Here is a 24,670-nt window from a genome sequence, read left to right as displayed (position 1 = left end):
GCGCTTCCAAGTCACGGCATGGATTCTATGGTCTGCGCCGCGTCGCTTCGCTCCTTGCTCCGCCATAGAATGACGAAGCGCTGGTCACGGCGCGCAGGCCGACTGTGGCAGTGGCTGCAGCCGATAGACCTTGTCGTCGGATCTGGTCTTGCCATTCGCCGCCTTCGAGCAGAGATCGAGGACCGCCACCGCATTGTTGGGGTTCGCGACCATCATCGTGCCGTTGGCGCCGCGCTTGAGGAAAATCTCCTTCTGCGAGATGTCGCAGGAAAAGTCGCTCATCTTCGAGCTGGCCGAGCAGCGCCACTGGTCGGCCTCGCCCTGGCAGGAATAGGTCTGCGTGACCTTTTTCCCTTTCTGCCTCGTCGTCGCCGAAACGGCGATGTCCGCCCCGTCTGGCCAGTTCGCCGCATCGCCGCCGGCGGCGAAGGAGGCAAGCTCGACGGGTCCGCGGAAGACGCGGATCGATTGCGTCAGCTGGTTGGGATGCGACTTCAGATGCGCATCGTCGTAGTCACGCCCGAAGCAGAAGGGCTGATCGGGCTTCAGCCGCACGCGCAGCGGATCGCCAAGCGCCGGGTCGATCGGATCGATGCGCGCGAACTCCGCCTTGCAGCTGTCGGCCGGCATCGGATCCAGTTTGAAATTATCATCCTCGCTGCCCAGCGCCTGCTTGTTGTATTCCGCTTTGCCGAGCTGTTCTTCCGAATCCGGATCGAGATAGACGTCTTGCGACAAGCCGGACAGAAGCAGCTTTCCCTTGTCGTCGACTTTCAGCGAAGCCAGCGTGCGGTCGCAATCCATGCCGCAGCGGATGCCGCTCGCCTTGTCGCTTGGATCCTCCTTGTTGCACCAGCTGCTTGCCCATTCCGGCTTCTTGGCGCCGCGCGCCGTGGTGGTGAGGAAGCCGTTATAGGAAGTATCCTGGTTGGCGGCGGGTTCTTCGTTCGGCCGGCTCACCGGGTCATGGCCGTAGAGGAAGAAGATGCGCGCCACCTTCTGATGCGGATGCGCCTTGAGATGGGCGGCGTCGTAGACGCGGCCGAAGCAGGCGTCGGCGCCGGTCGGGCTGAGCTCGGGAAGTTTGGGCGGCTGTTCGGCGCGCGCCGCGCCGGCAAAAGCGGCAAGGGCGGCGCAAAGCGCCACGCCCGCCATGGTCCTCGCCACCATGGTCCTCGATGTCATGTGATCCTCCTCCCACCGACAGGGCCGGGATATGCTAGTCTAGGAGTGCCGCCTGGACCACGCAAAATCGCGCGAGCGGGCGAGGCAAGGGAGGATAGGATGCTGCGCCGTGACATTTTTCGTGCCGGTTTCGCAGGCGCCACGGGCCTGTTCGGCCTGAGCCGGGCAAATGCGGCAACACCTGAGGGGCGGCTGAAAGTCGCCTATCATCTCAGCGACGCGGACAAGGTCAACTTCGTCCTCGGCAACATCAAGAACCACTATGAAGGCACCGGCGGCAATGTCGATATCGTGCTTGTGGTGCACGGTCCGGCTCTGGCCGCCTTCAAGTCCAAGGGCGCTTCCGGCGCTGTTTCCAGCCGCTTCGCCGGCCTGGTCCAGCAGGGACTTGTCCCGCAAGCCTGCGGCAACACCTTGCATGGCATGGATATCGCACTGACCGACCTGCTGGCGGGCTTCGAGCTTGCCGAGAAGGGCGGCGTCGTGAGGCTCGCCGAGTTGCAGCACCAGGGTTATGTCTATCTCAGGCCCTGAATGCGCGGACTTGAAGGCCAGGCCGACAATGGCCTACGAAGGATGGCAGCCCGGAGGCCAGCCGACATGACGACACTTGCCATCCCCGATCTTGCCGGAAAGGCGGTGCTAGTCACCGGCGCTTCGACCGGCATCGGCGCGGCCCTTGCCCGTGCTTACACGGCACAGAAATGCCGCGTGGCGCTGCATTACAACGCGAGCCTAGCGCCCGCCGAAATCGTGGCCGGATCCATCCGCGACGATGGCGGCGAGGTGTTTCTGGTCCAGGGCGACTTTTCGAAACCTGCCGACGTCGAGCGTGTCGTCGAGGAGAGCGCAAACCATTTCGGCCGGCTCGACGGCCTGGTCAACAATGCCGGCGGCATGCTCGGCCGCGTCGCTTATGCCGATCAGGACGAGGCGCAGTACGACGCGGTCATGGACCTCAATGCGCGCTCTGTCTTGACCGCCTCGCGCAAGGCGATACCGTGGCTGAAGCGCCAGGGCGGCTTCATCATCAACACCACTTCGATCGCCGCCCGCAACGGCGCCGGCGGCGGCGCCGGCCTCTATGGTTCGTCCAAAGCCTTCGTCTCCAACGTGACGCGCGGCATGGCCAAGGAGTTGATCGGCTTCGGCATCCGCGTCAACGCCGTGGCGCCGGGCACGATCCTGACGCCCTTCCACGAACGCTATTCGAACGCCGAGCAGATCAAGGCGATGGTCGCCACCATACCGCAGGGCCGCGCCGGAACGCCTGAGGATTGCGTCGGCGCCTATCTGTTCCTGTCGTCCGACCTGTTGAGCGGCTACATCATCGGCCAGGTGATCGAGGTCAATGGTGGCCAGTTGATGCCGTGAGCGGTCGATTGCATACTCGGTGCAGCGCGCAACCTGGAGGGAGAGCAAAGGCATGTACGGACTGATCGGCAAGATGCGGGCGGCGCGCGGCCAGCGCGATGCGGTCATGGACGTGCTGCGCGAAAGCACCGGCGCCCTCCCCGGTTGCCTGAGCTACATCATCGCCATCGATCCGGTCGACGCCGACGCGATCTGGGTCACCGAAGTATGGACCGACCAAGCGAGCCACAAGGCCTCGCTGCAATTGCCGGAAGTCCAGGCCGCGATCGCCAAGGCGCGTCCCTTCATCGCCGGCTTCGAGTTCCAGGTCGAGACCAACCCGGTCGGCGGCTTTGGCCTTCCCGCGCCCGAAAAGGCCGGCTGACTGGGGAACAGCTCTATCGTTTGTTGGAGCACCTAATGCGGACCGTATCCACCATGCAAAGACTAATTTATCACGTCTGGTAGACCAGGCCGCCGGAGGTGAGCCGTTTATCATCACCAAGGCAGGCAAGCCGTTGGTCAAGGTCGTGCCTATCGGTCAACCTACCGCTGCACAGATATGGCGTGTGGGCTTTATGGCTGGCCAGTTTTCCAGCCCCGAAAGTTTCGATCGCATGGGTGGCGAAGAGATCGAAGCGTTGTTTGGCATGGACAAGTGAGGGTGTTGCGGCCCTGCCAACAAGGTGCCACGGGGGTTCGCATTCCCGGCTCCGGGTCTAAGACCAAAAGGTGGACTCCTCACCAGAGCGCCCTCGGACGCGGCGCTTCTGGAGCGCATGGCGCGGAATCTCCTTCGTCATGGCGCTGCAGCCGCCGCGCTTCCTGGTCGTGCTGCTCATTGGGCCAAGCGTAGCCAAGCTGGTGGCGCGAAACGTCGGGACCTGATCCGGGCTATCCAATGCCAAAGCATTCCAGGAAAGTGCTCGGCGGTTTTCCGTCCGGAATTGCGTAAAAACAGAAAATTGGAGCAGGTCGGCAATCCTGGCGGGATGCTGAATTGCTCTAAAGAAGCAGGGGAATTGCCGATGAACCGCCGTTGAACGCCGTCGATCTTTCCGGCCGCATCGCCGTGGTGACGGGCGGCGCGCAAGGCATCGGCCTTGCGGTCGCGCGACGCCTGCTGTCGTCGGGCGCCGGTGTCGCTATCTGGGACGTCGACCAGGCCGCGATGGCCAAGGCCGCCGCCGAACTCGCTTCGCTCGGCCGCGTCGAGGCCATCCTTTGCGACCAGTCGCAGATCGAGGCCGTCGACCGCGCCGCCACTGAGACCGAGCGGACGCTCGGCCCCGTCGATCTCCTGGTCAACAATGCCGGCATTGCCGGGCCGGCGGCGACGGTGGTGGACTACGATCCCGCCGCATGGCGCCAGATCGTCGATATCGATCTCAACGGCGTCTTCTATTGCTGCAAGCGCGTGCTGCCCGGCATGATCGCGCGCAATTACGGCCGCATCGTCAACATCTCCTCGGTGGCCGGCAAGGAAGGCAATCCCAATGCCGCCGCTTATTCCGCTGCAAAAGCCGGCGTGCTGGCGCTGACCAAGTCGCTCGGCAAGGAACTCGCCGGACACGACATCGCCGTCAACGCGCTGACCCCCTCGCCCGCTCGCACCCGCATTCTGGAGCAACTCACCGAGGCCCAGGTCGCTTATATGCTCGGCAAAGTGCCGCGCGGCCGTTTCGTCGAGGTCGAAGAGGCGGCCGCTATGATCGTCTTCATGCTGTCGGACGAGAACTCCTTCACCACCGGCGCGACCTTCGACCTCTCCGGCGGACGCACGACCTACTGATCATCGCCGCGGGCTCTCGTCCCGCCCTGCCGCAAGCCGTTCGGGCAGGAAATCGACGAAGACGCGGACCTTCGGCGAGAGGTGGCGATTGGACGGCCACAGCATGCGGAACTGGCCGCGGCCGTCGACATCGTCTTCAAGCACGGTGCGCAACTTTCCCTCATGCAGCGCCTCCCGCACCAGGAAATCGGGCATGCAGGCGATGCCGAGACCGGCAAGCGTCGCGCCTTTCAACGCCTCCATGTTGTTGCAGGTCAGCATCGAACGGATCTGCGGCGCGGCGCTCCCGGTGATGAACGGCCAGTCGAGCAGCCTGCCGCTGTTGAGAAAGCGGAAATGTATGCCGAAATGCGCCGTGAGATCCGCGGGCGTTCGGGGCGTGCCATGCCGGTCGAGATAGGAAGCGGCCGCATACAGAAGCATGCGAAAGGGCGCGACCGGCCTCGACACCAATCGTGAGTCGGGCAACTCGCCGCTGCGGATCGCGACGTCGATACCCTCGTCGATGACGTCGACGATGCGATCGTTGAAATCGATGTCGAGTTCGATTTCGGGATAGCGGGCCATGAACTCCGACAGCACCGGCAACAGCAGGTGATAGGTGACGATCGGCGTCGAGATGCGTAGCCGGCCATGCGGCGTCTCGCGTGTGCGCGACAGCATCGCCTCCGCGTCTTCCATGTCGTCGAGGATGCGGCGCACCCGCTCGTTGAACAGCTTGCCCTCCTCGGTCAGGCCGATGCGCCGCGTGCTGCGCTGCAGCAGCCGCACGCCAAGCTCCTGCTCGAGCCGGGCGACGCTCTTGCCGACGGCGGAGGCGGAGATGCCGAGCGCCCGTCCGGCGGTGACGAAACTGCCGAGCTCGGCAGTGCGGGTGAAAGCCAGAAGGCCGTTTAGACGATCCACGGTACAAACCTATTCGAGCGTTTCATTCCGGGATGACTGGAGATCTAATACTATTTTGCCGGAAATGTCACCGCCCTATCTTGTCGTTACGATCGGCGCCGCCAGTCAGGGGCACGCCGGCAAGCCCGCCACAGATAGGAAAATCCATGACTTTGATGACCAGAACCGGCCCGGCCGGCAGATGGCTTGTGTTGCTATCGGTTTGCCTCGCAGCCATGACGATGCCGTTGAGCTTCACCGGCCCTGCCGTGGCGCTGTCCCGCATTGCCGCCGATCTCGGCGGCAGTCCGATCGAACTCAACTGGGTGACCAATGCCTTCATGCTGACCTTCGGCGCCGGCTTGATGGCTGCCGGGGCATTGGCCGACAACCATGGCCGCAAGCGGATCTTCCTCGTCGGCCTCGCGACCTATGTGCTTGCCGCGCTGAGCTGCATGCTGGCGCCGGACATCGTCCGGTTCGACATGTTCAGAGCCCTGCAAGGCATTGGCGGCGCTGCCGCCTTCGCCGGCGGCGCCTCTGCGCTTGCCCAGGAATTCGATGGGCAATTGCGGCTGCGCGCCTTCAGTTTCCTCGGCACCAGCTTCGGCATCGGGCTCGCCTTCGGGCCAGTCGCCTCCGGCCTGCTCATCGATACATTCGGCTGGCGCGCGATCTTTCTTCTCGTGGCGACGCTTGCGATTGCTGCCGCCGCACTTGCCCTGCGCACTGTCGCCGAATCGCGCGACCCTGACGCAACCGGACTCGACTGGGCGGGAGCCGGCACCTTTACCGTCGCGCTTGCCGCGCTGACCTATGGCGTGCTGCAGGCGCCGCAGAGCGGCTGGGCCAATCCCTTCGTTGTCGCGCTTCTCGGCGTGGCCGCCATCTTCTTTGCCGCCTTCGTCATTGTCGAGCGGCGCGTGCGCCGGCCGATGCTGGACCTGACGCTGTTTCGCTTCCCGCGTTTCGTCGGCGTCCAGTTCCTGGCCGCGGCGCCCGCCTATGCCTTCGTCGTCCTGCTCGTGCTCCTGCCGATCCGCTTCATCAGCGTCGAGGGGATGAGCGAGATCAAGGCGGGGCAATTGATGATCTGCCTCTCCGGGCCGCTGCTGATCTTGCCGCTGCTGGCCGGCCAGGCGGCGCGCTGGATCGCTCCGGCGACGATCTGCGGTGCTGGCCTGCTCGTCGCCGCGACCGGCCTTATCTGGCTCAGCCGGGTGCCCGCGGCGGACAGCGCGCTGGTGGCTCCGCTGATCCTGATCGGCATCGGCATCGCCTTGCCCTGGGGGCTGATGGACGGACTTGCCGTCAGCGTCGTGCCGAAGGAGCGCGCCGGCATGGCGGTCGGCATCTTCAACACCACCCGCGTCGCCTGCGAGGGCGTGGCGCTGGCGATCGTCATGGCGACCTTGTCCGGTTTCACGGCCGCGCGGCTCGGCGCTCAAGGGCTGGCCTCGCCCGCCGAAGCGGCTGCGGCGGCGCAACTTCTGGTTACCGGCAACATCGTGGGAACGGTGCAACATCTGCACTTGGCTGACGCCAGTGCCCTGGTTCAAGCCTACGAGACGGCCTTCGACCGGTTGCTCGTCGTGCTGGCGACCATCACCGTGCTGACCGCCATCGTCGTCTTTCTCGGCCTGCGTCGCGGATCGGCGCCGGAACAAGACGTCGCTCCTATCCCGGCCTGCCAGGAAGGCTGAGGTCACCAAGCCGGGCGCGCTCTTCCGGCCTTCTCCGCCGACCGCCCCACGGCCTGTCCGGCCTCAGCTGATGATCAGGCTTGCGATCCGGTCGCCGTCCAGCGTGAAGGCCATGTCGCCCTCACCATTGAAGCCGTTGCCCGTCACGGCAACGCGGGCGTGGTAGACGCCGTCGCGCTGCGCGACGCGCACGATGCGAAGGTTGGACTGGACGCCGATATTGTCCGACTGGTTCCACCGCGCGATCCCGTCGCGGCCGTGGAAATCGCGACCCCAGTCGCTGAGGAAAGCATCGTCGGTAAATGCGGCCAGAAAGGCTTCGGTATCGCCGGCATTGGTGGCTTCGACAAAGCGGCGGATCGCGTCGGGCGTGGTCATCAGTCCAACCTGTGCATGAGGTCGTCATCTAGCCAGCGCCCGAAGAAATAGACAAGCTGCTTGTGCCACCACGGCCAGTCGTGGCTGACGTCCCCGCCCCAATAGTCGACCCAGGCCGGGATGGATTTATCGCGCAGCACCTGTTCCAGCTCGCGCGTCTCGACCAGCATGCGCTCTTCCCAGGCGCCCTGCCCGCAGCAGAAGATGAGCCGCAGCGCCCTGAGCCGCCCGAGCAGCTTCTGGTCGACGATGCCGGGCAGATAGTCGAGCGGCGAGTTGAAATAGATGTTGCCTTCAAGCGTCCGGCCGAAGAAATCGCGGACCGAATAGACGCCGGACAGCGAGATCACGCCGCTCGCCAGCTCCGGGAAGCGGAACACGAAGTTCGACGAGTGGTAGCCGCCCATCGAGCAGCCGCAAAGCAGCGGCTTCAAGGCGCGGCCGCCATTGGACTTGGCGGCGACCGCCTGCAACTCCGGCAGCGCTTCCTCGCGCACATAGCGGAAATAGGCCTCGTGGCGGGCGATGCGATGCGCCGCGTCGGCATGCTTGTTGAAGAAGGATTCCGAATCGATGCCGTCGAGCGTGAACAGCTGGATGCGGCCGGTGTCGATGAACTCGGCGAGCGCGCCGACGCCGCCGGAATCCTCGAACTGATAGAACCGCCCCTGCGAGGTCGGGAACACCACCACCGGGCGGCCGGCATGGCCATAGCGCTTGTATTCCATGTCGCGGCCGAGATTGCGGGCATGGCCCTTGTGATAGGAGACGTCCATCGGCTCAGGCCTTTTCCGCGTGGATATAGTCGACCGCCTGGCGCAGCGCCTTCGGATCCTTCGAACGCATCTGATAGGCGTAATTACCCATGGCGCGGCTGAAGACCTCTTCGATGGCCTGGTGGTGGACGATCTTGTCGCCGTGGGCGGCTAGCACGTCCGCATGGCTGTGCAAATAGTCGATATGGCGTTTGCGGCTGGCATAGGCGGTGAAATACTTGCCCTTGTAAGGGCCGCCGGAGGCATCCTTGACCACCATGTCGGCCCAGGCGGCATAGACGTCGATGTCGAACGTGTAGTTGATGGCGTCCGTCATCCAGGCGCCGGGCGGGCGCATGTTGACCTCGAGCGCGATGATGCGCTTGTCCCTGGTTTCGAACAGCTCGATGTGGAAGAAGCGCTCGCGCACGTCGAACGCTTTCAGGATCTTGCGCCCCGCCTCCTCGACCGCCGGGGTGATTTCGGGGAAGCAGGTGTAGCTCATGTGGCGGTCCTTGTTGACCGCATCCATGATGCTTTGGTCGTAACGGTGACTGGCCGCCAGCACCACCTCGCCGTCGCGGTTGACCAGCCCGTCAAAGGTCACCACCAACCCTTCGATGAACTGCTCCATGACGAAAGTGACGCCCTCCGGCTTGTCCCTGAAGAACTGGTCGAGCTCCTTGGCGTTGGAGATCTTGAAGGTGTTGGAAGCGCCGGAGCCCGAATCCGGCTTGACCACCACCGGGTAGCCGACACGGCGGATGAAGGTCATGGCACCGGCGCGGTCGGAGCATTTGCGCTGCGGAATGGTCTCGACGCCGCTCTTGCGGAAGAAGGCGCGCATGCGGCTCTTCCGCTTCAAATTCTTCACGAAATCGACCTTGGTGCCGAAGATGTTGAAGTCGGTTCGGATGTTGGCTTCGAGTTCGAGCCAATGCTCGTTGAGCGACTCGAAGCGGTCGATGCGGCCCCATTTGTGGATGAAATGCCCCATCGCCCGGAACACGGCATCGTAATTTTCCATGTCGGCGATGCGGTAATATTCCGAAAGCGCCGCCTTCAGCTTGCCGTTCAAGGTCTCATAAGGCGCATCGCCGATGCCGAGCACGGCGGCGCCGGCTTTCTTCAGCCGGTCGCAGAACTCGGCGCCATTGGCCGGGAAATGCGGCGAGAAGAACACGAAATTCATGGGCGACTCCTCCCCGAAGCCTCGCTCGGTAGCGAAGCCTTCGAAGCCAAGTCTGGCCCATTTGCGAGGCGCGGGGAAGAGCACCCGCAGCGGCAGCGTTATCAGTCAAGGCGCACTCGGCCATGCGTCCCGCTTGCCTCCGCCGGGCCGCTCCTGTAAGAGAGCCGCCATGACCACGCGCGTCCGCTCCGTCGCCTCCTCTCGCATCGGCTTTGCCGGCGAGACCGCGCGCGCGCTCGCTTCGACCCTGCTTCTTCTCGGCCTTATCGGCGATCGCCGGGTTCGCTGAAGGAGCGCCCGGCGGTCGGTACCCGCCGCCTCAGGCGCATGCTCCTTGGCAAAATCATATCAAGCGAATGAAATTCTGGTAGAGGCGACGCTCGCCACCAATCCGCCCAAGGCGAACGCGAGCCGCCCGGAGAAGAGACGATGAACGCACGAGAAGAAATCCGCGCCGGCGAGGCTGAAGCCGGGAAGCGCGCGGCCGGCCACATGCCGGATGCAGCACGCAAATACCAATCTTACCCGACGGTCGGCCTGACCGACCGCACCTGGCCGAACAAGGTGATCGACAAGGCGCCGATCTGGTGCTCGGTCGACCTGCGCGACGGCAACCAGGCGCTGATCGATCCGATGGGCCACGAACGTAAGGCGCGCATGTTCGCCATGCTGCTCGACATGGGCTTCAAGGAAATCGAGATCGGTTTCCCCTCGGCCTCGCAGACCGACTTCGACTTCGCCCGCTGGTGCATCGAGGAAGGCGGCGTGCCGCGCGATGTATCGCTCCAAGTGCTGGTGCAGTGCCGGCCCGAGCTGATCACGCGAACCTTCGAGGCGCTCAAAGGCGCGCACCGCCCGATCGTGCATTTCTACAATTCGACCAGCGAGCTGCAGCGCCGCGTCGTCTTCGAGAAGGACGTCGCCGGCATCAAGCGCATCGCCACCGACGCCGCCAAGATGATCACCGACATGGCGGCCAAGGCCGGCGGCGGCTACCGCTTCGAATATTCGCCCGAAAGCTTCACCGGCACCGAGCTCGAGGTCGCGCTGGAAATCTGCAACGCCGTCACCGAGATCGTGAAGCCGACGGCCGACAACAAGCTCATCATCAACCTGCCCTCGACGGTCGAGATGTCGACGCCCAACGTCTATGCCGACCGCATCGAGTGGATGTGCCGCAATCTCGACAACCGCGAGAACCTGATCGTCTCGCTGCACCCGCATAATGACCGCGGCACCGGCATCGCCACCACCGAGCTCGGCCTGATGGCTGGCGCCGACCGCGTCGAAGGCACGCTGTTCGGCAATGGCGAGCGCACCGGCAATGTCGACATCGTCACGCTGGCGCTCAACATGTTCACCCAGGGCGTCGACCCGGAGCTCGACTGCTCCGACATCAACCGGATGAAGGATGTCTACGAGTATTCGAACCAGCTGAAGATCCCGGAGCGCCACCCTTATGTCGGCGAACTGGTCTACACGGCTTTCTCCGGCTCGCACCAGGATGCCATCAACAAGGGCATGAAGGCGCTGAAGAAGGCCAACACGCCGATCTGGGAAGTGCCCTATCTGCCGATCGATCCGGCCGATGTCGGCCGTACCTACGAGGCGATCATCCGCATCAATTCGCAGTCGGGCAAGGGCGGCATCGCCTATGTGCTGCAGGCCGATTACGGCCTCAATTTGCCGCGCAATCTGCAAATCGAGTTCAGCCAGGCGATCCAGGCGATCACCGATGCGGAAGGCAAGGAAGTTCCGGCCAAGCGCATCCACGAACGCTTCCTCGAAACCTATGTCGACCAGCCCGGCGCGCGCCTGAAGTTCCTCGACCATCGCACCTTCCCTGACACCGAGGTGAAGGGCCGGCGTATCGTTGAGGCGGAGATCCTCGACAACGGCAAGGAAGTCACCATCACCGGCTCGGGCACCGGCCCAATCGACGGCTTTGTCGATGCGCTTTCGCGCCATGTCGGCATCGACATGTCGGTGCTCGACTATTCCGAGCATTCCTTGCAGCGCGGCTCCAACGCCTCGGCGATCTCCTATGTCGAGATGGAGTATCCGGGCGGCAAGCTGTTCGGCGCCGGCATCAACACCAACATCGTAGCCGCGTCGCTGGAGGCCGTTGTTTCGGCCGCCAACCGGATCATCGGCGGCTCGAGCAGATGATGCGAAACGATCAGGCTCGGCGGCAGGCTTGACCGGGTAGATCTGTTCAAGCGTGGCGCATTCCAATTGCGCCACGCTTCAGACACAGATGCGAAAGCTGCCATTCGTTAACCTGCGGGGGAATTTCCGGTGGCTTACGCGAAAGCATAATAGAAGCATCCTTGTGCGCCGGCGCGAGCGCTATATTATCGCGCCCTAACCTGTGCCGACTTCGAAAGGTTCGACACTTGGAGCATGCCCCGCCTGCCGCCCCCGCAGTGCGCGAGACATTGGAGCGACTGCTAGCCAGCGAAACGTTCGGACGATCCGAGCGTGCCCGCAGGCTATTACGTTATCTGGTCGAACGCGAGCAGGCCGGCGAGGCGGACAGGCTGAAAGGCGTTTCCATCGCCATGGACGTCTTCGGCAAGGACGGCGATTTCGATGCCTCCACCGATGCCGTGGTCAGGGTCCAGGCCGGCCGCCTGCGCGAGCTCCTCGAGCAGTACTTCGCCAATGAAGGTGTCGCCGAGCCCGTGCGCATCGCGATTCCGCGTGGCGGCTATGTCCCGTCCTATGAGCTGAATGCAATTCGCCTGCCTGGCGACGCCAGGTCCGCCTCCGGCGCCATCGCACGATCAGGCGCATCTGCCAACGCTGCTCCGGCCGCGGCCGAATATCTCCATGGCCCGACGCTCGGTGAGCCTGTAGCGCTCATGGCGCCCGCGGCACCTGCCCAGTCGCTCACGCGGCAGTTGCGGTTCTTCTGGGCTGCCATGGTCCTGGTCATTGTCATGCTCGGCGTGCTCATCGCGCGTCAAAGCAGTGCCTTCCTCAACGGCGGCGACACGACCGCGACAGTCGAAACGGCGCGCCTGGCTGGCACCGCCGCCCAGCCGGCATTCGACTCGCTGCCGCTGATCTACATTGCGATGAAGGCGGATGGAGCGGAAGCAGCTCGCGTCGCGTCATCGCTGCGCGCCGGGCTTGCCGGTTTCGACACCATCGATTTCATCGGGCGTGACCCGGATTCGACGCGCGATCGGTCCGCCGATCCAATCAGTTTCGTTTTCGAAATTGTCCCCGGGCCTGCTGCCGGCGACGTCACGGTGGAATTGCAGAGCGTCGCGACCGGCCGGGTTCTCCTGTCGCGCAACCTGACATCGGCCGAGAGCGCCTCCGTTGCGGTTGAAAGCAACATCGCCAGCCTTCTTACCTCGACCGTTCCCGCGTCGGGCGCGATCTACAGCTACATTGACCAGAGCGACATCCGGACCAGCCAGATCGGATGCCTGGTGCTCGACGACCGCTATTATCTCGACATGAGCGCCGCGACCCACGAGGCTGCGTATCGCTGCCTGGAGAAGCTGGTCAGCGAAGGCACCAAATCGTCGCTTGTCTACGCGGAACTGGCCTCGCTTCATACGGAAGCTGTCACCAACCACTATGCGTATCCCGCCGGCGCTTCGCTGGAAAAGGCCATGTCGCTTGCCCACCGCGCCGTTCAGATGGGGCCGATGAGCCCGCATGCGCATCTCGCCTTCGGCTACCTCAACTCGCGTCTCGGCAACACCGACGAAGCGATCCGGTGGATGCGAAAGGCCTACGAACTCAACCCGTACGATCTCGGCATGGCCGCCGGCTATGGTTACGGTCTGATCTTCGCCGGCAAATATGACGAGGGAACGCCAATCCTGGGCCACGCGGTCGAGGCCTTCAGCGGCCATCCGACCTGGTGGGACTATGGCCTGTTCATCGGAGCCTTCATGCAGGGCGATATGAGAAAGGCGGCGGTCACCAGCGAGTCTTTACGCACGACGGCATCCAAGCCGCACTACCTGGCCGCGCGCCTGATCGGCGCCAGGATTTCAGGCCGCGACAAGCTGGCGGGCGAGCTTGCCAACAAGCTCACCGCTGAATTCCCGAAATTCGCCGCCGACCCGCGCGCGACATTCGTCGACCGCAAATACCCCGCCGATCTCACCGACCGGCTGGTGCAGTCCCTGCGGGCCGCCGGGATCGGCAACCCGAGCTAATCCACTCCGCGCCTGTGTTTGGGCCACACGATCGCCGGAGCGCGAAAGTATGATGCTGTGATCCAGCAAGTATTAGGACATGCTTGCGCGTCGAACGCCTGACGGGCGCCGCGGTCGCGAAAATTTTACTGGCCATGGGTCTGGATCGGGAGCAATTCAGCCACAATTTGAAATTGCTGCCTGTCTTCTTCACCGCTCCATTTTCATGCTTCCATTCCCTTATGCCGCCGTGGGCGGCGCTGGTCCGAAGACGATCGTCCTTCTGCACGGCTTAGGAGCCTGTAGTGAGATCTGGCGTGACGTCGCGACCTCGCTGGCGGCGGAGGCGAGAGTGCTGGCCTATGATCTGCCGGGCCATGGACAATCACTCGAATGCGAAGGCATGGGCGGCGCCAAGCCGACCGCGCGGGCCATCTTGGCCGATCTTGCCGCGCGCCAGTTGGGCAAGGTCCACCTCGTCGGTCACTCCATGGGCGGCGCGATCGCGACACTGATGGCGCTCGCCGACCCCGACAGGATTGCTTCGCTCACTCTGTTGGCGCCCGGCGGCTTCGGCCCGGAGGTAAACGCAGCCTTGCTGCGCCGCTATGCCGCTGCGGCCGGCAGGAAGCAGGTCCGCGCCAGTCTTGCGGCCATGTCGGGTCCGCGCAGCGCGCCGCCCAACCACGTGGTGGATGCGTTGTGCCGGATGCGCACCCGGCCGGGCCAGTTGCAGACCCTGATCGATATGGCGGCCGCGATGACAAGGGATGACCGGCAAGGAGTGATCCCCCGCGCGCAGCTGGATACGCTTGACATGCCGGTGATGGTTGTCTGGGGAGCGGAGGATCCGCTGCTGCCGGTCGAGCAGGCCGAGGCGCTGCCGTCGCATTTCCACCTGCACCATGTCCTTGACGCGGGTCATATGCTGGTTGAGGAAGCTCCAGACTTGATTGCCGAAATCGTGCGTCGCAACACGCGCCGGCGCGGCAGACGATTGCTTCCACCGCTGGGCGCCGCGGCGAGCTGACCTCTCCCGAACCGACCTCGAAAAATATCCGTAACCCGCTTCCGCCGGACCGCAGCAGTCGCACGGCTCGTCGTCGGCAGTGCATTTTGCCCGCGATTGTGTTAACTCGCTGTTAACCAACAACGAGGCAGCCGCCATGAAGGATGCAGGCGACAAAATCACCCCGATCGAGCCGTCGCGGAAGCTCGCCGATGCGGTACGCGACATCAAGAACGCCTTCGCCGACCGCGACGATGTGATTGTGGAGATGCGGGACGCGCACCGCATGCGCCTCGATCTTCTGGCAGCCGAGCTCGCCCCGGTCTTTGCCGATGTTCCGGCCGACATGGACAGCTTCGACTTCGCCGTCTCGTCCGGCCTGCAGCCGCGGCTATGGATCGACGCGGTGAGCCACGTCGCCATGGGACGCGACCGCCGCACCTATCGATTCCTCAAGGATACGCGCGTCGGCCGCGTGGTGCTGGCCGAATCGACCGAGCTGAAAGCCGTTGCCGATGCGGTGACGCGCTACGTGGCGGAACGTGTCGTCGAGCGGCAGCGCATGATGGAAGGGAGCATGGAGAGCGCCGTTCCGGGCCTGCATCGCCCCATGGTCAAGGAAGCGGAGCCGCCGATCCGATCCGAAACCCGCCGCAGCAATGGCTGGACGACGTTCTTCGCCGGCCTCGGCCTGATCGCCGCCGGCGCCCTTGTCGGCCTGGCTGTTTCGCTGGCGTTGTTCTGGGATCGCATCGTGCACATGAAGATCAGCTTCTGACGAGTTCACGGTCCTTCACGACCGGCACGTCGAGATCCATCGTTTGCAGATCCGAAGGCGGCAGCGCCGGCCCCGTCAGGCCGCGCCGGATCAGGCGGAGACGCCAGTCGCCTTTTTCGCCGTCGATTTCGAACAGATTGTACTGAGCGGCCGGATGCTTGCCGCCCGGTGCCTGGCCTGCGGCGGCAACCCCGACCACGGGCACCTTGGCGCCACGTGCGCCGATGGTGAACAGCGACGGCAGATGCGAATGGCCGTGCAGGACGAGTTCCGCGCCATGCCGGCGAATGACCTTGTGAAAGCGAGCGATGCCGAACAGCCGCTTATGCTGCGGTACGGCGCCGCGCACCGGCGGGTGGTGGATCATGATGGCGCGGAAAAGCCCTTGTTTCGCCGCATCGTCGAGGATCTTGCCGAGCCGCTCGGCCTGCCCCTCCATGAAGAAGCCGTTGGCCATGAAGGGCGCGGTGGCGCGCGCCGTGGTGACGCCGATCAGCGCGACATTGGCGCGCACGCGCAGATACGGAAAGGAATTGCGGTCGACCGGGCTGTTGACGCCGTCGCCCGTCATCCAGGGAGCCCACGCCCGGCAAACCTTGTCGAAGGCGCCTGGCACATAGGCGTCGTGATTGCCGGGGACCACGGAGACGTCATGCGGCGATCCGAGCGTCTCCAGCCAGTGCTTGGCCATCTCGATCTCGCCGTCGAGCGCCAGGTTGACGAGATCGCCGGTGACGGCGAGGTGATCGGGCGTGCCGGCCTTGATGTCGGCGACGATGGTGTCGATCACCGCGTCATGCATATGGCGGCGGCGATTGCGCTGCCAGTTGACATAGCCCAGCACGCGCTTGGACGCGAGGTCGCGATAGGTTACATCGGGCAGCGGTCCCAGATGAGCATCGGAAATATGCGCGAGCCTGAACATGGCCCCTTCTTAAGCGACGCCGGCGAGGCTTTCCACTCACCGTTTGCTGTTCGCCCACGCAGGTTCCGCAAAAGTGTCCCACGGTTTTGCGGTCCGAACCTGCGAAAAACAAGGAAAGCCAAGCAGATGTTCGTGGGGCAACCCACGAACATCTGCTTGGGGATCGTTGGATGAATCGCCGAACCGATTCGGAAGAGGCATTCCGCCAGACCGGCTGGCCGGGGTTGCGGGCAAGGCTGTTCCATTTTTACTTCCTGTTGCGCCGCCCGATGACGCTTGGCGTGCGCGGACTGGTCTATGACCGCGCCTCCAACTCCGTCTTCCTGATCCGCCACACCTATGTTCCCGGTTGGCAATTGCCGGGCGGCGGCGTCGAGGTCGGCGAAACTCTCGAGGAAGCGCTGGCGCGCGAACTGGCCGAGGAAGGCAATATCGCTCTGACCGCGCCGCCGGTGCTGAAATCGATGCATTTCAACCGCCGCCCCAGCAAGCGCGATCATGTCGGCCTTTATCTGATCGAAGCTTTCCGCCAGACGGCGCCGAAACTGCCCGACCATGAGATCGCCGAGGCGGTTTTCTTTCCGCTCGATCGTTTGCCGGAAAATACGACGCCGGCGACACTTCGACGGATCGCTGAAATTCTTGGAGCCGAATTACCATCCCTCTACTGGTGACTTGATCCCGGCGATTTTTCTTGCGTTTGAAATTCAAGACTCTATCATTTCTGAAACGCGGGGAAATATGATGCTCATAGACAACATGGAAACGGTGAATATTTGGCGCTACGTCGGAATTTACATTACTATTACAATCGTATTGTATCTCGCATGGATCGCCTTTGTGTATATGGTTCCATCCATGGAGTCAGCCACGGCAACACCCGTTAATCTAGCCATAGTATTCGCATCCACCTCTTTCTCTTACTGGGCATTCATAAAACGACACGGAAGGCTTTTTGAGCGAAACGAGTACTGGAAAATAGTCATATTTTCGACAGCCGCATCGCTGCTGTTTTCAATGGTTTGCCTGCTGTTTTCAATGGCGGTAGGCATCACGCCGGCGAGCTTGGAACACGTCTCCGCCGGAGCCTGGGTAATGGTTCTGGCAATACTTGCGCTGTTTGGTTTTTGCATCAACGCCATCGGCTTCAACAAACGGTTCGGCAAAAGGTTTTTGAAGGCCAACCGCGGCAGACGGGCTCAACTCGATGCGGAGCCCTTTCAATAACCTGCTCGCGGTCGATGGATTTCAAGCCGCCTTCCTGAACCTGTTCCGGTCATGCGGCGCGGCATAATCAAGCTCAGGCCCTGCCGGAACGATTCCCGTCGGATTGATCGACCCGTGGCTGCCGTAGTAATGCGCCTTGATGTGATGCAGGTTGACCGTGCCCGCGACGCCGGGCACCTGATAGAGATCGCGCAGATAGTTCGACAGGTTCGGATAGTCGGCGATGCGGCGCAAATTGCATTTGAAGTGGCCGACATAGACCGGATCGAAACGAACCAGCGTCGTGAACAGCCGCCAATCGGCCTCGGTGATGCGTTCGCCGGCCAGATAGCGTTGGTTCGAAAGCCGCTCCTCGATCGTATCGAGCGCCGAGAACAATTCGCCGAACGCTTCCTCATAGGCTTTCTGCGCGGTGGCGAAGCCGGCGCGATAGACGCCGTTGTTGATCGCCGGATAGACCAGCGCGTTGATCTTGTCGATCTCCGCCCGCAGCGCCGCCGGATAGAAGTCGAGACCGGCATCGCCCCATTCGTCGAAGGCGGAATTGAGCATGCGGATGATCTCGGAGGACTCGTTGTTCACGATGGTCTGCTGCCTTTTGTCCCACAGCACCGGCACCGTCACACGGCCTGAATAGGCCGGATCGGCCTTGGCATAGATCTGGTGCAGGAAATCGAGACCGTAGAGCGTGTCGCCGGTGGCGCCGTCCTCGGCTTTGAAGGTCCAGCCGTTCTCGCCCATGAAATGATGCACCACGGAGACCGAAATGATGTCCTCGAGCTTCTTCAGGGCACGGAAGATCAGTGTGCGATGCGCCCATGGGCAGGCGAGCGAGACATAGAGGTGATAGCGGCCGGGTTCCGCCTTGAAGCCGCGTGCGCGCCCTTCGGCCGGCCTGCCATCGCGCGTAATCCAGTCGCGCCATTGCGACTCCGTCCGCACGAACCGCCCACCGCTGTCGGTGTTCGGCGCGCGATCCTGCCATTTGCCTTCGATCAGCAATCCCATGCGAAAATCTCCCTTGCGGTTGGAGATTATCTAGGTTGATGACCGGGCCGGCGAAGCCCTCAGGCGCTGAACAGTTCGTCAAATGACGAAACCGGTCGGAGACGGACAAGTTCGGCGCGCGAGGCAAAGAAAGCCGGAAAGCACCGATTGCAGCGGCGCAGAATTGGTGCTAGCGGAGGCGCCCATGTTCGACTTTGCCTCGATCCGGTTCGACCGACGACGAAAGGGCGCCCGCGCTTAAGTAGCGCTGACTGGCGAACGCTGCCGCTTGCAGCAAACCTTCCTCGCATACCGGAACGCAAAGACCATGAGCCTTGCCGACGTGAAATACCTGCCGGAAACCCCGGCGCATGACCCTGAAATCGAAGCCATCAACGACGAGGCCTTCGGCCCGGGTCGTTTCGTGCTTGCTGCCTACAAGATCCGCGAGGCCGGCGGACATGACCGCTCGATGTCCTTCGTCGCCGTCAAGGACGGCACGGTCATCGCTTCCGTGCGCATGACGCGCGTGGCCGCTGGCGCCGGTCGCGCCATGATGCTCGGCCCGCTCGCGGTGCGCCCCGCCTACAAGAATCTCGGCATCGGCCGCAAGCTGGTGGCGATCGCGCTGGAGGCGGCCAGGAAAGCCGGCGCGCCGGCCGTCATCCTGGTCGGCGACGAGCCATATTATGGGCCGCTGGGCTTCAAGCGCTTTCCGCGCGGGCAGATCACCATGCCGCGTCCGGTCGATCTCGACCGCCTGCTGCATCACGAAATCAAGCCCGGAGCCGTCGCTCGCTTTGCCGGCGATGTCTGTCACGCCAATACGGCGAGGGTTGCCGAACCTGCGCCGGCCTTGGCGCGGTCGGCTGCCACGGCGCAGCAGTCGATCGATCCGGCTATGGCGGTTGCGCCTCCCTTGCGCGCCTCGTAGCATAAATCGAAATCCTGGGAGGCTTGCATGAACCCGAACGGCCAGATCGCGATCGTCACCGGCGGCGGATCGGGCCTTGGCGAGGCGACGGCGCGCGCGTTGGCGGCCAAGGGCGCCAGTGTCGCCATCCTCGACGTGGGCATCGAGCGCGCGGCAAAAGTCGCGGCCGACATCGGCGGCATTGCCGTCCAATGCGATGTCGGCAGCGGCGACGGCGCTGCCGCCGCGATCGCCGAAGTGGCTGAAAAGCTCGGGCCGCCGCGCATCCTGGTCAATTGCGCCGGCATCGCCATCGGCGTGAAGACGATCGGCAAGGACGGACCGCATCCGCTCGACCAGTACCGCAAGGTGATCGAGATCAACCTGATCGGCACCTTCAACATGATCCGCCTCGTCGCCGACCGGGCGGCGAAACTCGATCCGCTCGCCGGCGGCGAGCGCGGCGTCATCGTCAACACCGCCTCCGTCGCCGCCTATGACGGCCAGATCGGCCAGGCCGCCTACGCGGCCTCCAAGGGTGGCGTCGTCGGCATGACGCTGCCTGTGGCGCGCGATCTCGCCCGCTCCGGCATTCGCGTCTGCACCATCGCGCCCGGTATCTTCAAGACGCCGATGATGGCAGGCATGCCGCAGGAAGTGCAGGATTCGCTCGGCGCTTCCGTGCCCTTCCCGCCGCGGCTCGGCGAGCCGTCGGAATATGCAGCACTTGCCCTCCACATCGTCGAGAACCAGATGCTGAACGGCGAGACCATCCGCCTCGACGGCGCCATCCGCATGGCGCCGAAATAAGCGGGGATGAATGGCTCGCCGACAGGCGCCGGTGCTGCCGCCGGAAAGACCGGCCCGCTCGCTGGCCTCAAAGTGATCGAGATGGCCGGGCTCGGTCCGGTGCCGCTTGCCGCCCTGATGCTGTCCGAAATGGGCGCCGAGGTGCTGCGCATCGAACGCGCCGACGCTGGCCAGCCGCTCCTGAGCCTACCGCAAGAATACGATCTCGACCGCCACGGCCGTTCCGTCCTCAAGCTCGACCTCAAGCACCCGGCGGGCGCGGAATTGCTGCTGCGCCTTGCGGCACAGGCCGACTTGCTCGTCGAAGGCTTCCGCCCCGGCGTGATGGAGCGGCTCGGGCTGGGGCCGGATGTCGTTGTCCAGCGCAATCCGGCGCTGATCTATGGTCGCCTGACCGGCTTCGGCCAGGACGGGCCGCTGTCCGGGCGAGCCGGGCACGACATCACCTATCTCGCCTATGCGGGCCTCCTGCACGCGGTCGGCAGGCAGGACGCGCCGCCGGCGCCGCCGCTCAACCTCGTCGCGGATCAAGGCGGCGGCGCCATGATGCTGATCGCGGGCGTGCTCGCCGCTCTCTTCCAGCGCTCGCGCAGCGGAAAGGGCCAGGTGGTCGATGCCTCGATGATCGAGGGAGCCTCGATGCTCGCCGCACCCATTCACGCCTATATGGCGGCGGGTCTGTGGAGCGACAGGCGCGGCGAGAACCTGCTCGATTCCGGGGCGCCTTTCTACGATACCTATGAGACGGCGGACGCAAGGCACGTTGCCGTCGGCTGTTTCGAACCGCGCTTCTTCGACGAATTCGCCAGGCTGCTGCCGCTCGACGGGCATTTTGTCGGCAGCCAGTACGACAAGTCGTCATGGCCCGCGATGCGCGCCGCCATTGCCGGCCGGATCAAGGCAAAGACGCGCGACGAATGGGCCGAGCTTTTCGCCGCGACGGATGCCTGCGTGGCGCCCGTGCTGTCCCTGGTCGAAGCCAGGAACCATCCGCACAATCGTGCCAGGCAAAGCTTCGTGAAGTCCGGCGAACTCGATCGCCCGGCGCCGGCACCGCGTTTCTCGCAAGGCGCACAAACGCTTGCCGCAGCTCCGGCCGTCGCCGATCGAGAGCCCTTAGGCATATTGACCCGTTTCGGCTTGAGCGAAGAGGAGATCGGAGCGCTTGCAAAGGCGGGTGTATTCGGTCGATAACCGGAGAACGAAAATCAGCTTATCTCGGGTGCGCTTGTGACCGAACCGAAGAAGGACGTCATCCGCGAGACCGACGCAGAGGCGATCAGGCTGGCGAAAACCCTGATCCGCGCGGCGCGTTTCGGCGCGCTCGCGGCGATCGAGCCTGGCACCGGCGCGCCGCTGGCAAGCAGGGTTGGCGTCGCCACCGACATCGACGGCGCGCCGCTGATCCTGATCTCGATGCTGTCCGCGCATACCGGTGCGTTGCTCGCCGATCCGCGTTGTTCGCTGCTGCTTGGCGAACCCGGCAAGGGCGATCCGCTGGCGCATCCGCGCATCAGCCTGGCATGCCGGGCCCTGCGGCTGGAGCGGGGATCGACCGATCAGATCCGCGGCGAGCGGCGCTACCTCAACCGCAATCCGAAGGCGAGGCTTTATGCCGGGCTCGGCGACTTCTCGTTCTTCCGGCTCGAGCCCGAACGCGCCAGCCTGAACGGCGGCTTCGGCAAGGCCTTTCTTCTCGACCGCGACGATTTCATCAACGGCGCCGCCCTTGTCGAGGAGTTCGCCGGCAGCGAACAGGCGGCACTCGATCACATGAATGCCGACCATCGCGACGCGCTTGCCCTTTATGCCCGTCATCTCGGCCGCGCCGAAGGCGACGGCTGGATCGCCACCGGTTTCGATCCCGATGGCATGGATCTCGCCGCCGCCGATGCGACCTGCAGGATTTTCTTTCCCCGGTCTCTGCAAAGCGCACGCGAATTGCGTTCGGCGCTTGTCGAGATGGCAAAGGCGGGACGCGCCGCGGAGCAAGAGCGATAGTTGATCGCGCTGCGGCGAAAGCAACGCTTGAGATTTGGACGAAATGATCTACCCTTGTAGTGACGCTGATTCAGCAGCGCCCATCGACATCTGAACATCGCGGAATCAGGCACCATTGCCCCCTGGCGCCTGGATGAGCCAAGACCCTTGGGGGATCTATGATCTCAAATAAGCTAATCGCCAATGCGGAATCGGCGGCCGCCTTTCTCACCCTCATGGGCAACGAAAAGCGCTTGCTGATCGTGGCCCATCTGATCGACGATGAAATGTCGGTCGGCGCCATCGCCGAGAAGGTGCAACTCAGCCAATCCGCGCTGTCGCAGCATCTCGCCAAGCTGAGGGCGCTCGATCTCGTCGAAACCCGGCGCGACCGCCAGATGATTTACTATTCCTGCAAATCCGAGGCGGTGCGCGAATTGCTGCGCATGCTGGAAGGCATTTTCGGCGACGGCGACCTCTCCCAGATGGCCTATCGGCTGCGCCGCGCCGGGGCTTGACCCGCGCCATCCAAAGCCTCTTACCTCGCTGGCATTTTTTGCCGGCGAGATTTGCATGAACCTCATCCCCATCGACGATCCTCAGGACCCGCGCGTCGCTGCCTATCTCGATATCCGCGAGCGCGATCTCGCCGGCCGGCATGGCCGCTTCGTCGCCGAAGGCAAGGTGGTGCTGGACCTCCTGTTGTCGACTGGGCGCTTCGCCGCCGAATCGGCCCTCATCCTCGAAAACAGGCTGGCGGGCGTGCAGGAGATCTTGCGCAAGGCGCCTCCCGAGTTTCCGGTCTATGTCGCCGCGGGCGAGGTCATGGACCGGATCGCCGGTTTCCACATGCATCGCGGCATCCTGGCGATCGGCATGCGTGGCGATCCGGCGCCCGCCGAGATTCTGGTGGAGACCTTGCCCCGGCGCGCATTGGCCGTCGTCCTGGTCGGCATATCCAATCATGACAATATGGGGGCGATCTTCCGCAATGCGGCCGCCTTCGGCGCGGGCGCGGTACTGCTCGACCGAACGTGCTGCGATCCGCTCTACCGCAAGGCAATCCGTGTTTCGGTCGGCGCGGCGCTGAAGGTTCCCTTCGCCACCTTCGACGATACCGGAACCTTCACCGCGACGCTCGATCGGCTCGGCTTCAGCCAGTTCGCGCTCTCGCCACGCGGAAACGTCGACATCCGCGCCGTGGAACGCTCGGCGCGCCTGGCGCTCTATCTCGGCACCGAAGGCGAAGGCCTGCCCCGGGATCTGCTTGCCCGGCTGCAAACGGTGAGGATCGCAATGGCGGAAGGTTTCGACAGCCTGAACGTCGCCGCCGCGTCGGCAATAGCCCTGCATCGCTTTTCGAAAGCCGGCGACGCATAGGCTGAATAACGGCGGTCGTGTCGTTCAGTTGGCCGAGCCGGCCTTCTGCAAAGCCCTCACCCGGTCGGCCAGGCTGACGCCGCGCCCATTTTGCTGCCCCTCGCCCGCCAGGGCCTTGGCGATAGGCGAGTCCGGCCCGTCCAGCTTCATCGTCAGATTGACCACCTCGGCGGCCAGCTCGTTCATTTGTTCGCGAAGGCCGGCGCCGGAGCGCGCGTCGCCCGCCGCTTCGGGCATTGCCGTCCCGGAGGCTGCAAGATCGGTTTTCAGCCGCTTGTTCTCGCGCGCCAGCGCCGTCAGCCTTGCCTCCAGCCGTTCCCGGTCGCCCTCGAGCCTGGCGATCGCCTTGTCGACATTGTCGCCTTTCGTATCCGTGCCGGCAGCCAGTTGCGCGACGCCGTTCGCGGCGCTCTCCTTCGAACGTTCGCGCATTCGAGCGAGATCCTTCTCGCGCCGGTCGAGCTTTTCCTCGCGGTCGGCAAGCGTGGCAAGCAGCCGCTCGACCTTCTTGTCGAGCTCGGCCGTTTTCTTCTTCTCCGCCTTCAACGCTTCGCGCGCGGCCTTGCTTTCCAACGCGATCTCCTGGTTGTGCCGGTCCGCCTCCTTGCGCTGGCCCTTGAGCAACGCAATGTCGCTGGCGAGCTTTTCCAGCTCCGATTCGCGGGCAACCAGTTCGATCTGGCGGTTCGAGGACGAGAAGCTGGCGTCGTCATACATCTGCTCGAGCTTCTGCAACTCCAGCGCGCGTTTTTCCAGCGCCCGCTCCGTCTGTACGTGCTTTTCCGACAGCCGGTGCAGATCCTCCTCGCGCTGCCTGAGCTCCGCATTCTTTGCCTGTAGATCGGAGAGCGCCTGGTTCTTGTCCTTCTTTTCGACCGCCAGTCCCTTCAGGGCCTCGCGCCCGCGACCGATCTCCACCAGTTGTTCGGCCGCCTTCTCCTGAAGGTTCTTGACGGTTATCTCCAGCCGGCGCGTCGTCATGGCATATTCCGCCCGGACCCGGTCCTTGTCCGCCTGGATTTCGGCTGGCGTCAGCGGCAGCGAAGCCTCGAGGCGCCTGCGCGTCAGGATGACGGCCCGCCGCCAGACCGCCGGCGCGACCAGCGACACCAGAAAAACGGCGCAAAGGAAACCGAGTACGAAGAACAGAACCGACTGGACCAAGGCGTGCTATCCACTTTACGGAGCGGCAATCGCTGGATTGTGCCACCTTGGCATGGCGGAAATTCAACGCCGCGGCAAGAGTTTGCCGCAG

Annotated in this window: 28 protein-coding genes; 19 read left to right on the top strand and 9 right to left on the bottom strand. The window is 63.9% G+C overall.

The annotated features are described in order from the left end of the window. Positions 1–84: 84 nt before the first annotated feature. Complete coding sequence (locus FJ430_RS12070) at positions 85–1,185, bottom strand: hypothetical protein (RefSeq protein WP_140704003.1); 1,101 nt, start codon at positions 1,183–1,185, stop codon at positions 85–87. Between the two features lie 99 nt (positions 1,186–1,284). On the opposite strand from FJ430_RS12070, the gene FJ430_RS12065 reads away from it, so the two are divergent. From FJ430_RS12065 to FJ430_RS12040, 6 genes are all read left to right on the top strand, one after another. Next, positions 1,285–1,719 (top strand): DsrE family protein, encoded by a 435-nt coding sequence (locus tag FJ430_RS12065; RefSeq protein WP_140704005.1) that lies wholly within the window; start codon positions 1,285–1,287, stop codon positions 1,717–1,719. A gap of 66 nt (positions 1,720–1,785) precedes the next feature. Further along, positions 1,786–2,559, top strand: coding sequence for an SDR family NAD(P)-dependent oxidoreductase (locus FJ430_RS12060; RefSeq protein ID WP_181175267.1), 774 nt, complete (start codon positions 1,786–1,788; stop codon positions 2,557–2,559). Positions 2,560–2,611: 52 nt separating this feature from the next. Beyond that, entirely contained in the window at positions 2,612–2,923 is a 312-nt protein-coding gene (locus tag FJ430_RS12055) for a putative quinol monooxygenase (RefSeq protein ID WP_140645698.1), read from the top strand. Positions 2,924–2,969: 46 nt separating this feature from the next. Beyond that, the gene (locus tag FJ430_RS12050; protein ID WP_140704331.1) at positions 2,970–3,200 is read left to right on the top strand and encodes a type II toxin-antitoxin system Phd/YefM family antitoxin; all 231 of its coding nucleotides are present in this window, start codon (positions 2,970–2,972) and stop codon (positions 3,198–3,200) included. 117 nt (positions 3,201–3,317) lie between these two features. Next, complete coding sequence (locus FJ430_RS12045) at positions 3,318–3,581, top strand: hypothetical protein (RefSeq protein ID WP_210242089.1); 264 nt, start codon at positions 3,318–3,320, stop codon at positions 3,579–3,581. Further along, a complete protein-coding gene (locus FJ430_RS12040) occupies positions 3,578–4,330 on the top strand; it encodes an SDR family NAD(P)-dependent oxidoreductase (RefSeq protein ID WP_140704009.1) in 753 nt (250 codons plus the stop codon). The genes FJ430_RS12045 and FJ430_RS12040 overlap by 4 nt, the downstream gene beginning before the upstream one ends. On the opposite strand, the gene FJ430_RS12035 is transcribed toward FJ430_RS12040, so the two are convergent. Beyond that, complete coding sequence (locus tag FJ430_RS12035) at positions 4,331–5,236, bottom strand: LysR family transcriptional regulator (RefSeq protein ID WP_140704011.1); 906 nt, start codon at positions 5,234–5,236, stop codon at positions 4,331–4,333. Between the two features lie 67 nt (positions 5,237–5,303). After that, entirely contained in the window at positions 5,304–5,474 is a 171-nt protein-coding gene (locus FJ430_RS12030) for a hypothetical protein (protein ID WP_226892271.1), read from the bottom strand. Here FJ430_RS12030 and FJ430_RS12025 point away from each other — a divergent pair. Continuing rightward, positions 5,392–6,918 carry an MFS transporter gene (locus tag FJ430_RS12025; protein WP_226892234.1) on the top strand — a complete coding sequence of 509 codons (1,527 nt, stop codon included), beginning with the start codon at positions 5,392–5,394 and terminating at the stop codon, positions 6,916–6,918. The genes FJ430_RS12030 and FJ430_RS12025 overlap by 83 nt on opposite strands. Before the next feature lie 63 nt (positions 6,919–6,981). On the opposite strand, the gene FJ430_RS12020 is transcribed toward FJ430_RS12025, so the two are convergent. From FJ430_RS12020 to FJ430_RS12010, 3 genes are read right to left on the bottom strand one after another with little or no spacing between them, the layout of a single operon-like run. Further along, positions 6,982–7,296 (bottom strand): nuclear transport factor 2 family protein, encoded by a 315-nt coding sequence (locus FJ430_RS12020; protein WP_140704015.1) that lies wholly within the window; start codon positions 7,294–7,296, stop codon positions 6,982–6,984. Further along, positions 7,296–8,072 carry an esterase family protein gene (locus tag FJ430_RS12015; protein ID WP_140704017.1) on the bottom strand — a complete coding sequence of 259 codons (777 nt, stop codon included), beginning with the start codon at positions 8,070–8,072 and terminating at the stop codon, positions 7,296–7,298. The genes FJ430_RS12020 and FJ430_RS12015 overlap by 1 nt, the downstream gene beginning before the upstream one ends. A 4-nt stretch (positions 8,073–8,076) precedes the next feature. Then, on the bottom strand, positions 8,077–9,243 hold the full coding sequence (locus FJ430_RS12010) for an ATP-grasp domain-containing protein (RefSeq protein WP_140704019.1): 1,167 nt from the start codon (positions 9,241–9,243) through the stop codon (positions 8,077–8,079). Between the two features lie 492 nt (positions 9,244–9,735). On the opposite strand from FJ430_RS12010, the gene leuA reads away from it, so the two are divergent. The 4 genes from leuA to FJ430_RS11990 all read left to right on the top strand — a co-directional run bounded on the left by leuA (position 9,736) and on the right by FJ430_RS11990 (position 15,193). After that, the gene (gene leuA, locus FJ430_RS12005) at positions 9,736–11,412 is read left to right on the top strand and encodes a 2-isopropylmalate synthase (protein WP_413467869.1); all 1,677 of its coding nucleotides are present in this window, start codon (positions 9,736–9,738) and stop codon (positions 11,410–11,412) included. A gap of 227 nt (positions 11,413–11,639) precedes the next feature. After that, positions 11,640–13,427 (top strand): tetratricopeptide repeat protein, encoded by a 1,788-nt coding sequence (locus FJ430_RS12000; protein ID WP_140704023.1) that lies wholly within the window; start codon positions 11,640–11,642, stop codon positions 13,425–13,427. A gap of 205 nt (positions 13,428–13,632) precedes the next feature. After that, entirely contained in the window at positions 13,633–14,436 is an 804-nt protein-coding gene (locus tag FJ430_RS11995; protein ID WP_140704333.1) for an alpha/beta fold hydrolase, read from the top strand. Positions 14,437–14,572: 136 nt separating this feature from the next. After that, positions 14,573–15,193: a hypothetical protein gene (locus FJ430_RS11990; RefSeq protein ID WP_140704025.1), complete on the top strand. Its 621-nt coding sequence runs from the start codon at positions 14,573–14,575 to the stop codon at positions 15,191–15,193. Here FJ430_RS11990 and FJ430_RS11985 read toward each other — a convergent pair. Continuing rightward, positions 15,183–16,118, bottom strand: coding sequence for a metallophosphoesterase family protein (locus FJ430_RS11985; protein ID WP_140704027.1), 936 nt, complete (start codon positions 16,116–16,118; stop codon positions 15,183–15,185). The genes FJ430_RS11990 and FJ430_RS11985 overlap by 11 nt on opposite strands. Positions 16,119–16,288: 170 nt before the next feature. Here FJ430_RS11985 and FJ430_RS11980 point away from each other — a divergent pair, with 170 nt between their 5' ends. Then, positions 16,289–16,792, top strand: a complete 504-nt coding sequence (locus FJ430_RS11980) for an NUDIX domain-containing protein (RefSeq protein ID WP_140704029.1) — start codon at positions 16,289–16,291, stop codon at positions 16,790–16,792. Continuing rightward, on the top strand, positions 16,761–17,345 hold the full coding sequence (locus FJ430_RS11975; RefSeq protein WP_140704031.1) for an ABZJ_00895 family protein: 585 nt from the start codon (positions 16,761–16,763) through the stop codon (positions 17,343–17,345). The genes FJ430_RS11980 and FJ430_RS11975 overlap by 32 nt, the downstream gene beginning before the upstream one ends. 21 nt (positions 17,346–17,366) lie before the next feature. On the opposite strand, the gene FJ430_RS11970 is transcribed toward FJ430_RS11975, so the two are convergent. Next, positions 17,367–18,353, bottom strand: coding sequence for a glutathione S-transferase family protein (locus tag FJ430_RS11970; RefSeq protein WP_140704033.1), 987 nt, complete (start codon positions 18,351–18,353; stop codon positions 17,367–17,369). 307 nt (positions 18,354–18,660) lie between these two features. On the opposite strand from FJ430_RS11970, the gene FJ430_RS11965 reads away from it, so the two are divergent. From FJ430_RS11965 to FJ430_RS11940, 6 genes are all read left to right on the top strand, one after another. After that, positions 18,661–19,266, top strand: coding sequence for a GNAT family N-acetyltransferase (locus FJ430_RS11965; protein ID WP_140704034.1), 606 nt, complete (start codon positions 18,661–18,663; stop codon positions 19,264–19,266). 27 nt (positions 19,267–19,293) lie between these two features. Further along, positions 19,294–20,055 carry a 3-hydroxyacyl-CoA dehydrogenase gene (locus FJ430_RS11960; RefSeq protein ID WP_140704037.1) on the top strand — a complete coding sequence of 254 codons (762 nt, stop codon included), beginning with the start codon at positions 19,294–19,296 and terminating at the stop codon, positions 20,053–20,055. Positions 20,056–20,061: 6 nt separating this feature from the next. Next, positions 20,062–21,249: a CaiB/BaiF CoA transferase family protein gene (locus FJ430_RS11955; protein ID WP_140704039.1), complete on the top strand. Its 1,188-nt coding sequence runs from the start codon at positions 20,062–20,064 to the stop codon at positions 21,247–21,249. A 36-nt stretch (positions 21,250–21,285) separates the two neighbouring features. Continuing rightward, entirely contained in the window at positions 21,286–22,056 is a 771-nt protein-coding gene (locus FJ430_RS11950) for a HugZ family protein (RefSeq protein ID WP_140704041.1), read from the top strand. A 158-nt stretch (positions 22,057–22,214) separates the two neighbouring features. Further along, positions 22,215–22,553, top strand: a complete 339-nt coding sequence (locus FJ430_RS11945) for an ArsR/SmtB family transcription factor (RefSeq protein ID WP_140645679.1) — start codon at positions 22,215–22,217, stop codon at positions 22,551–22,553. 55 nt (positions 22,554–22,608) lie between these two features. Further along, positions 22,609–23,415: a TrmH family RNA methyltransferase gene (locus tag FJ430_RS11940; protein ID WP_140704043.1), complete on the top strand. Its 807-nt coding sequence runs from the start codon at positions 22,609–22,611 to the stop codon at positions 23,413–23,415. Between the two features lie 24 nt (positions 23,416–23,439). Here FJ430_RS11940 and FJ430_RS11935 read toward each other — a convergent pair whose 3' ends face one another. Continuing rightward, positions 23,440–24,579: a hypothetical protein gene (locus FJ430_RS11935; protein WP_140704045.1), complete on the bottom strand. Its 1,140-nt coding sequence runs from the start codon at positions 24,577–24,579 to the stop codon at positions 23,440–23,442. Positions 24,580–24,670: the final 91 nt, after the last annotated feature.

The sequence above is a fragment of the Mesorhizobium sp. B2-8-5 genome (assembly GCF_006440675.2).
Classification (GTDB): Bacteria; Pseudomonadota; Alphaproteobacteria; order Rhizobiales; family Rhizobiaceae; genus Mesorhizobium.
Note: the sequence above shows the minus strand (reverse complement) of the source record. Positions and strands in the feature narration are given on the sequence as shown.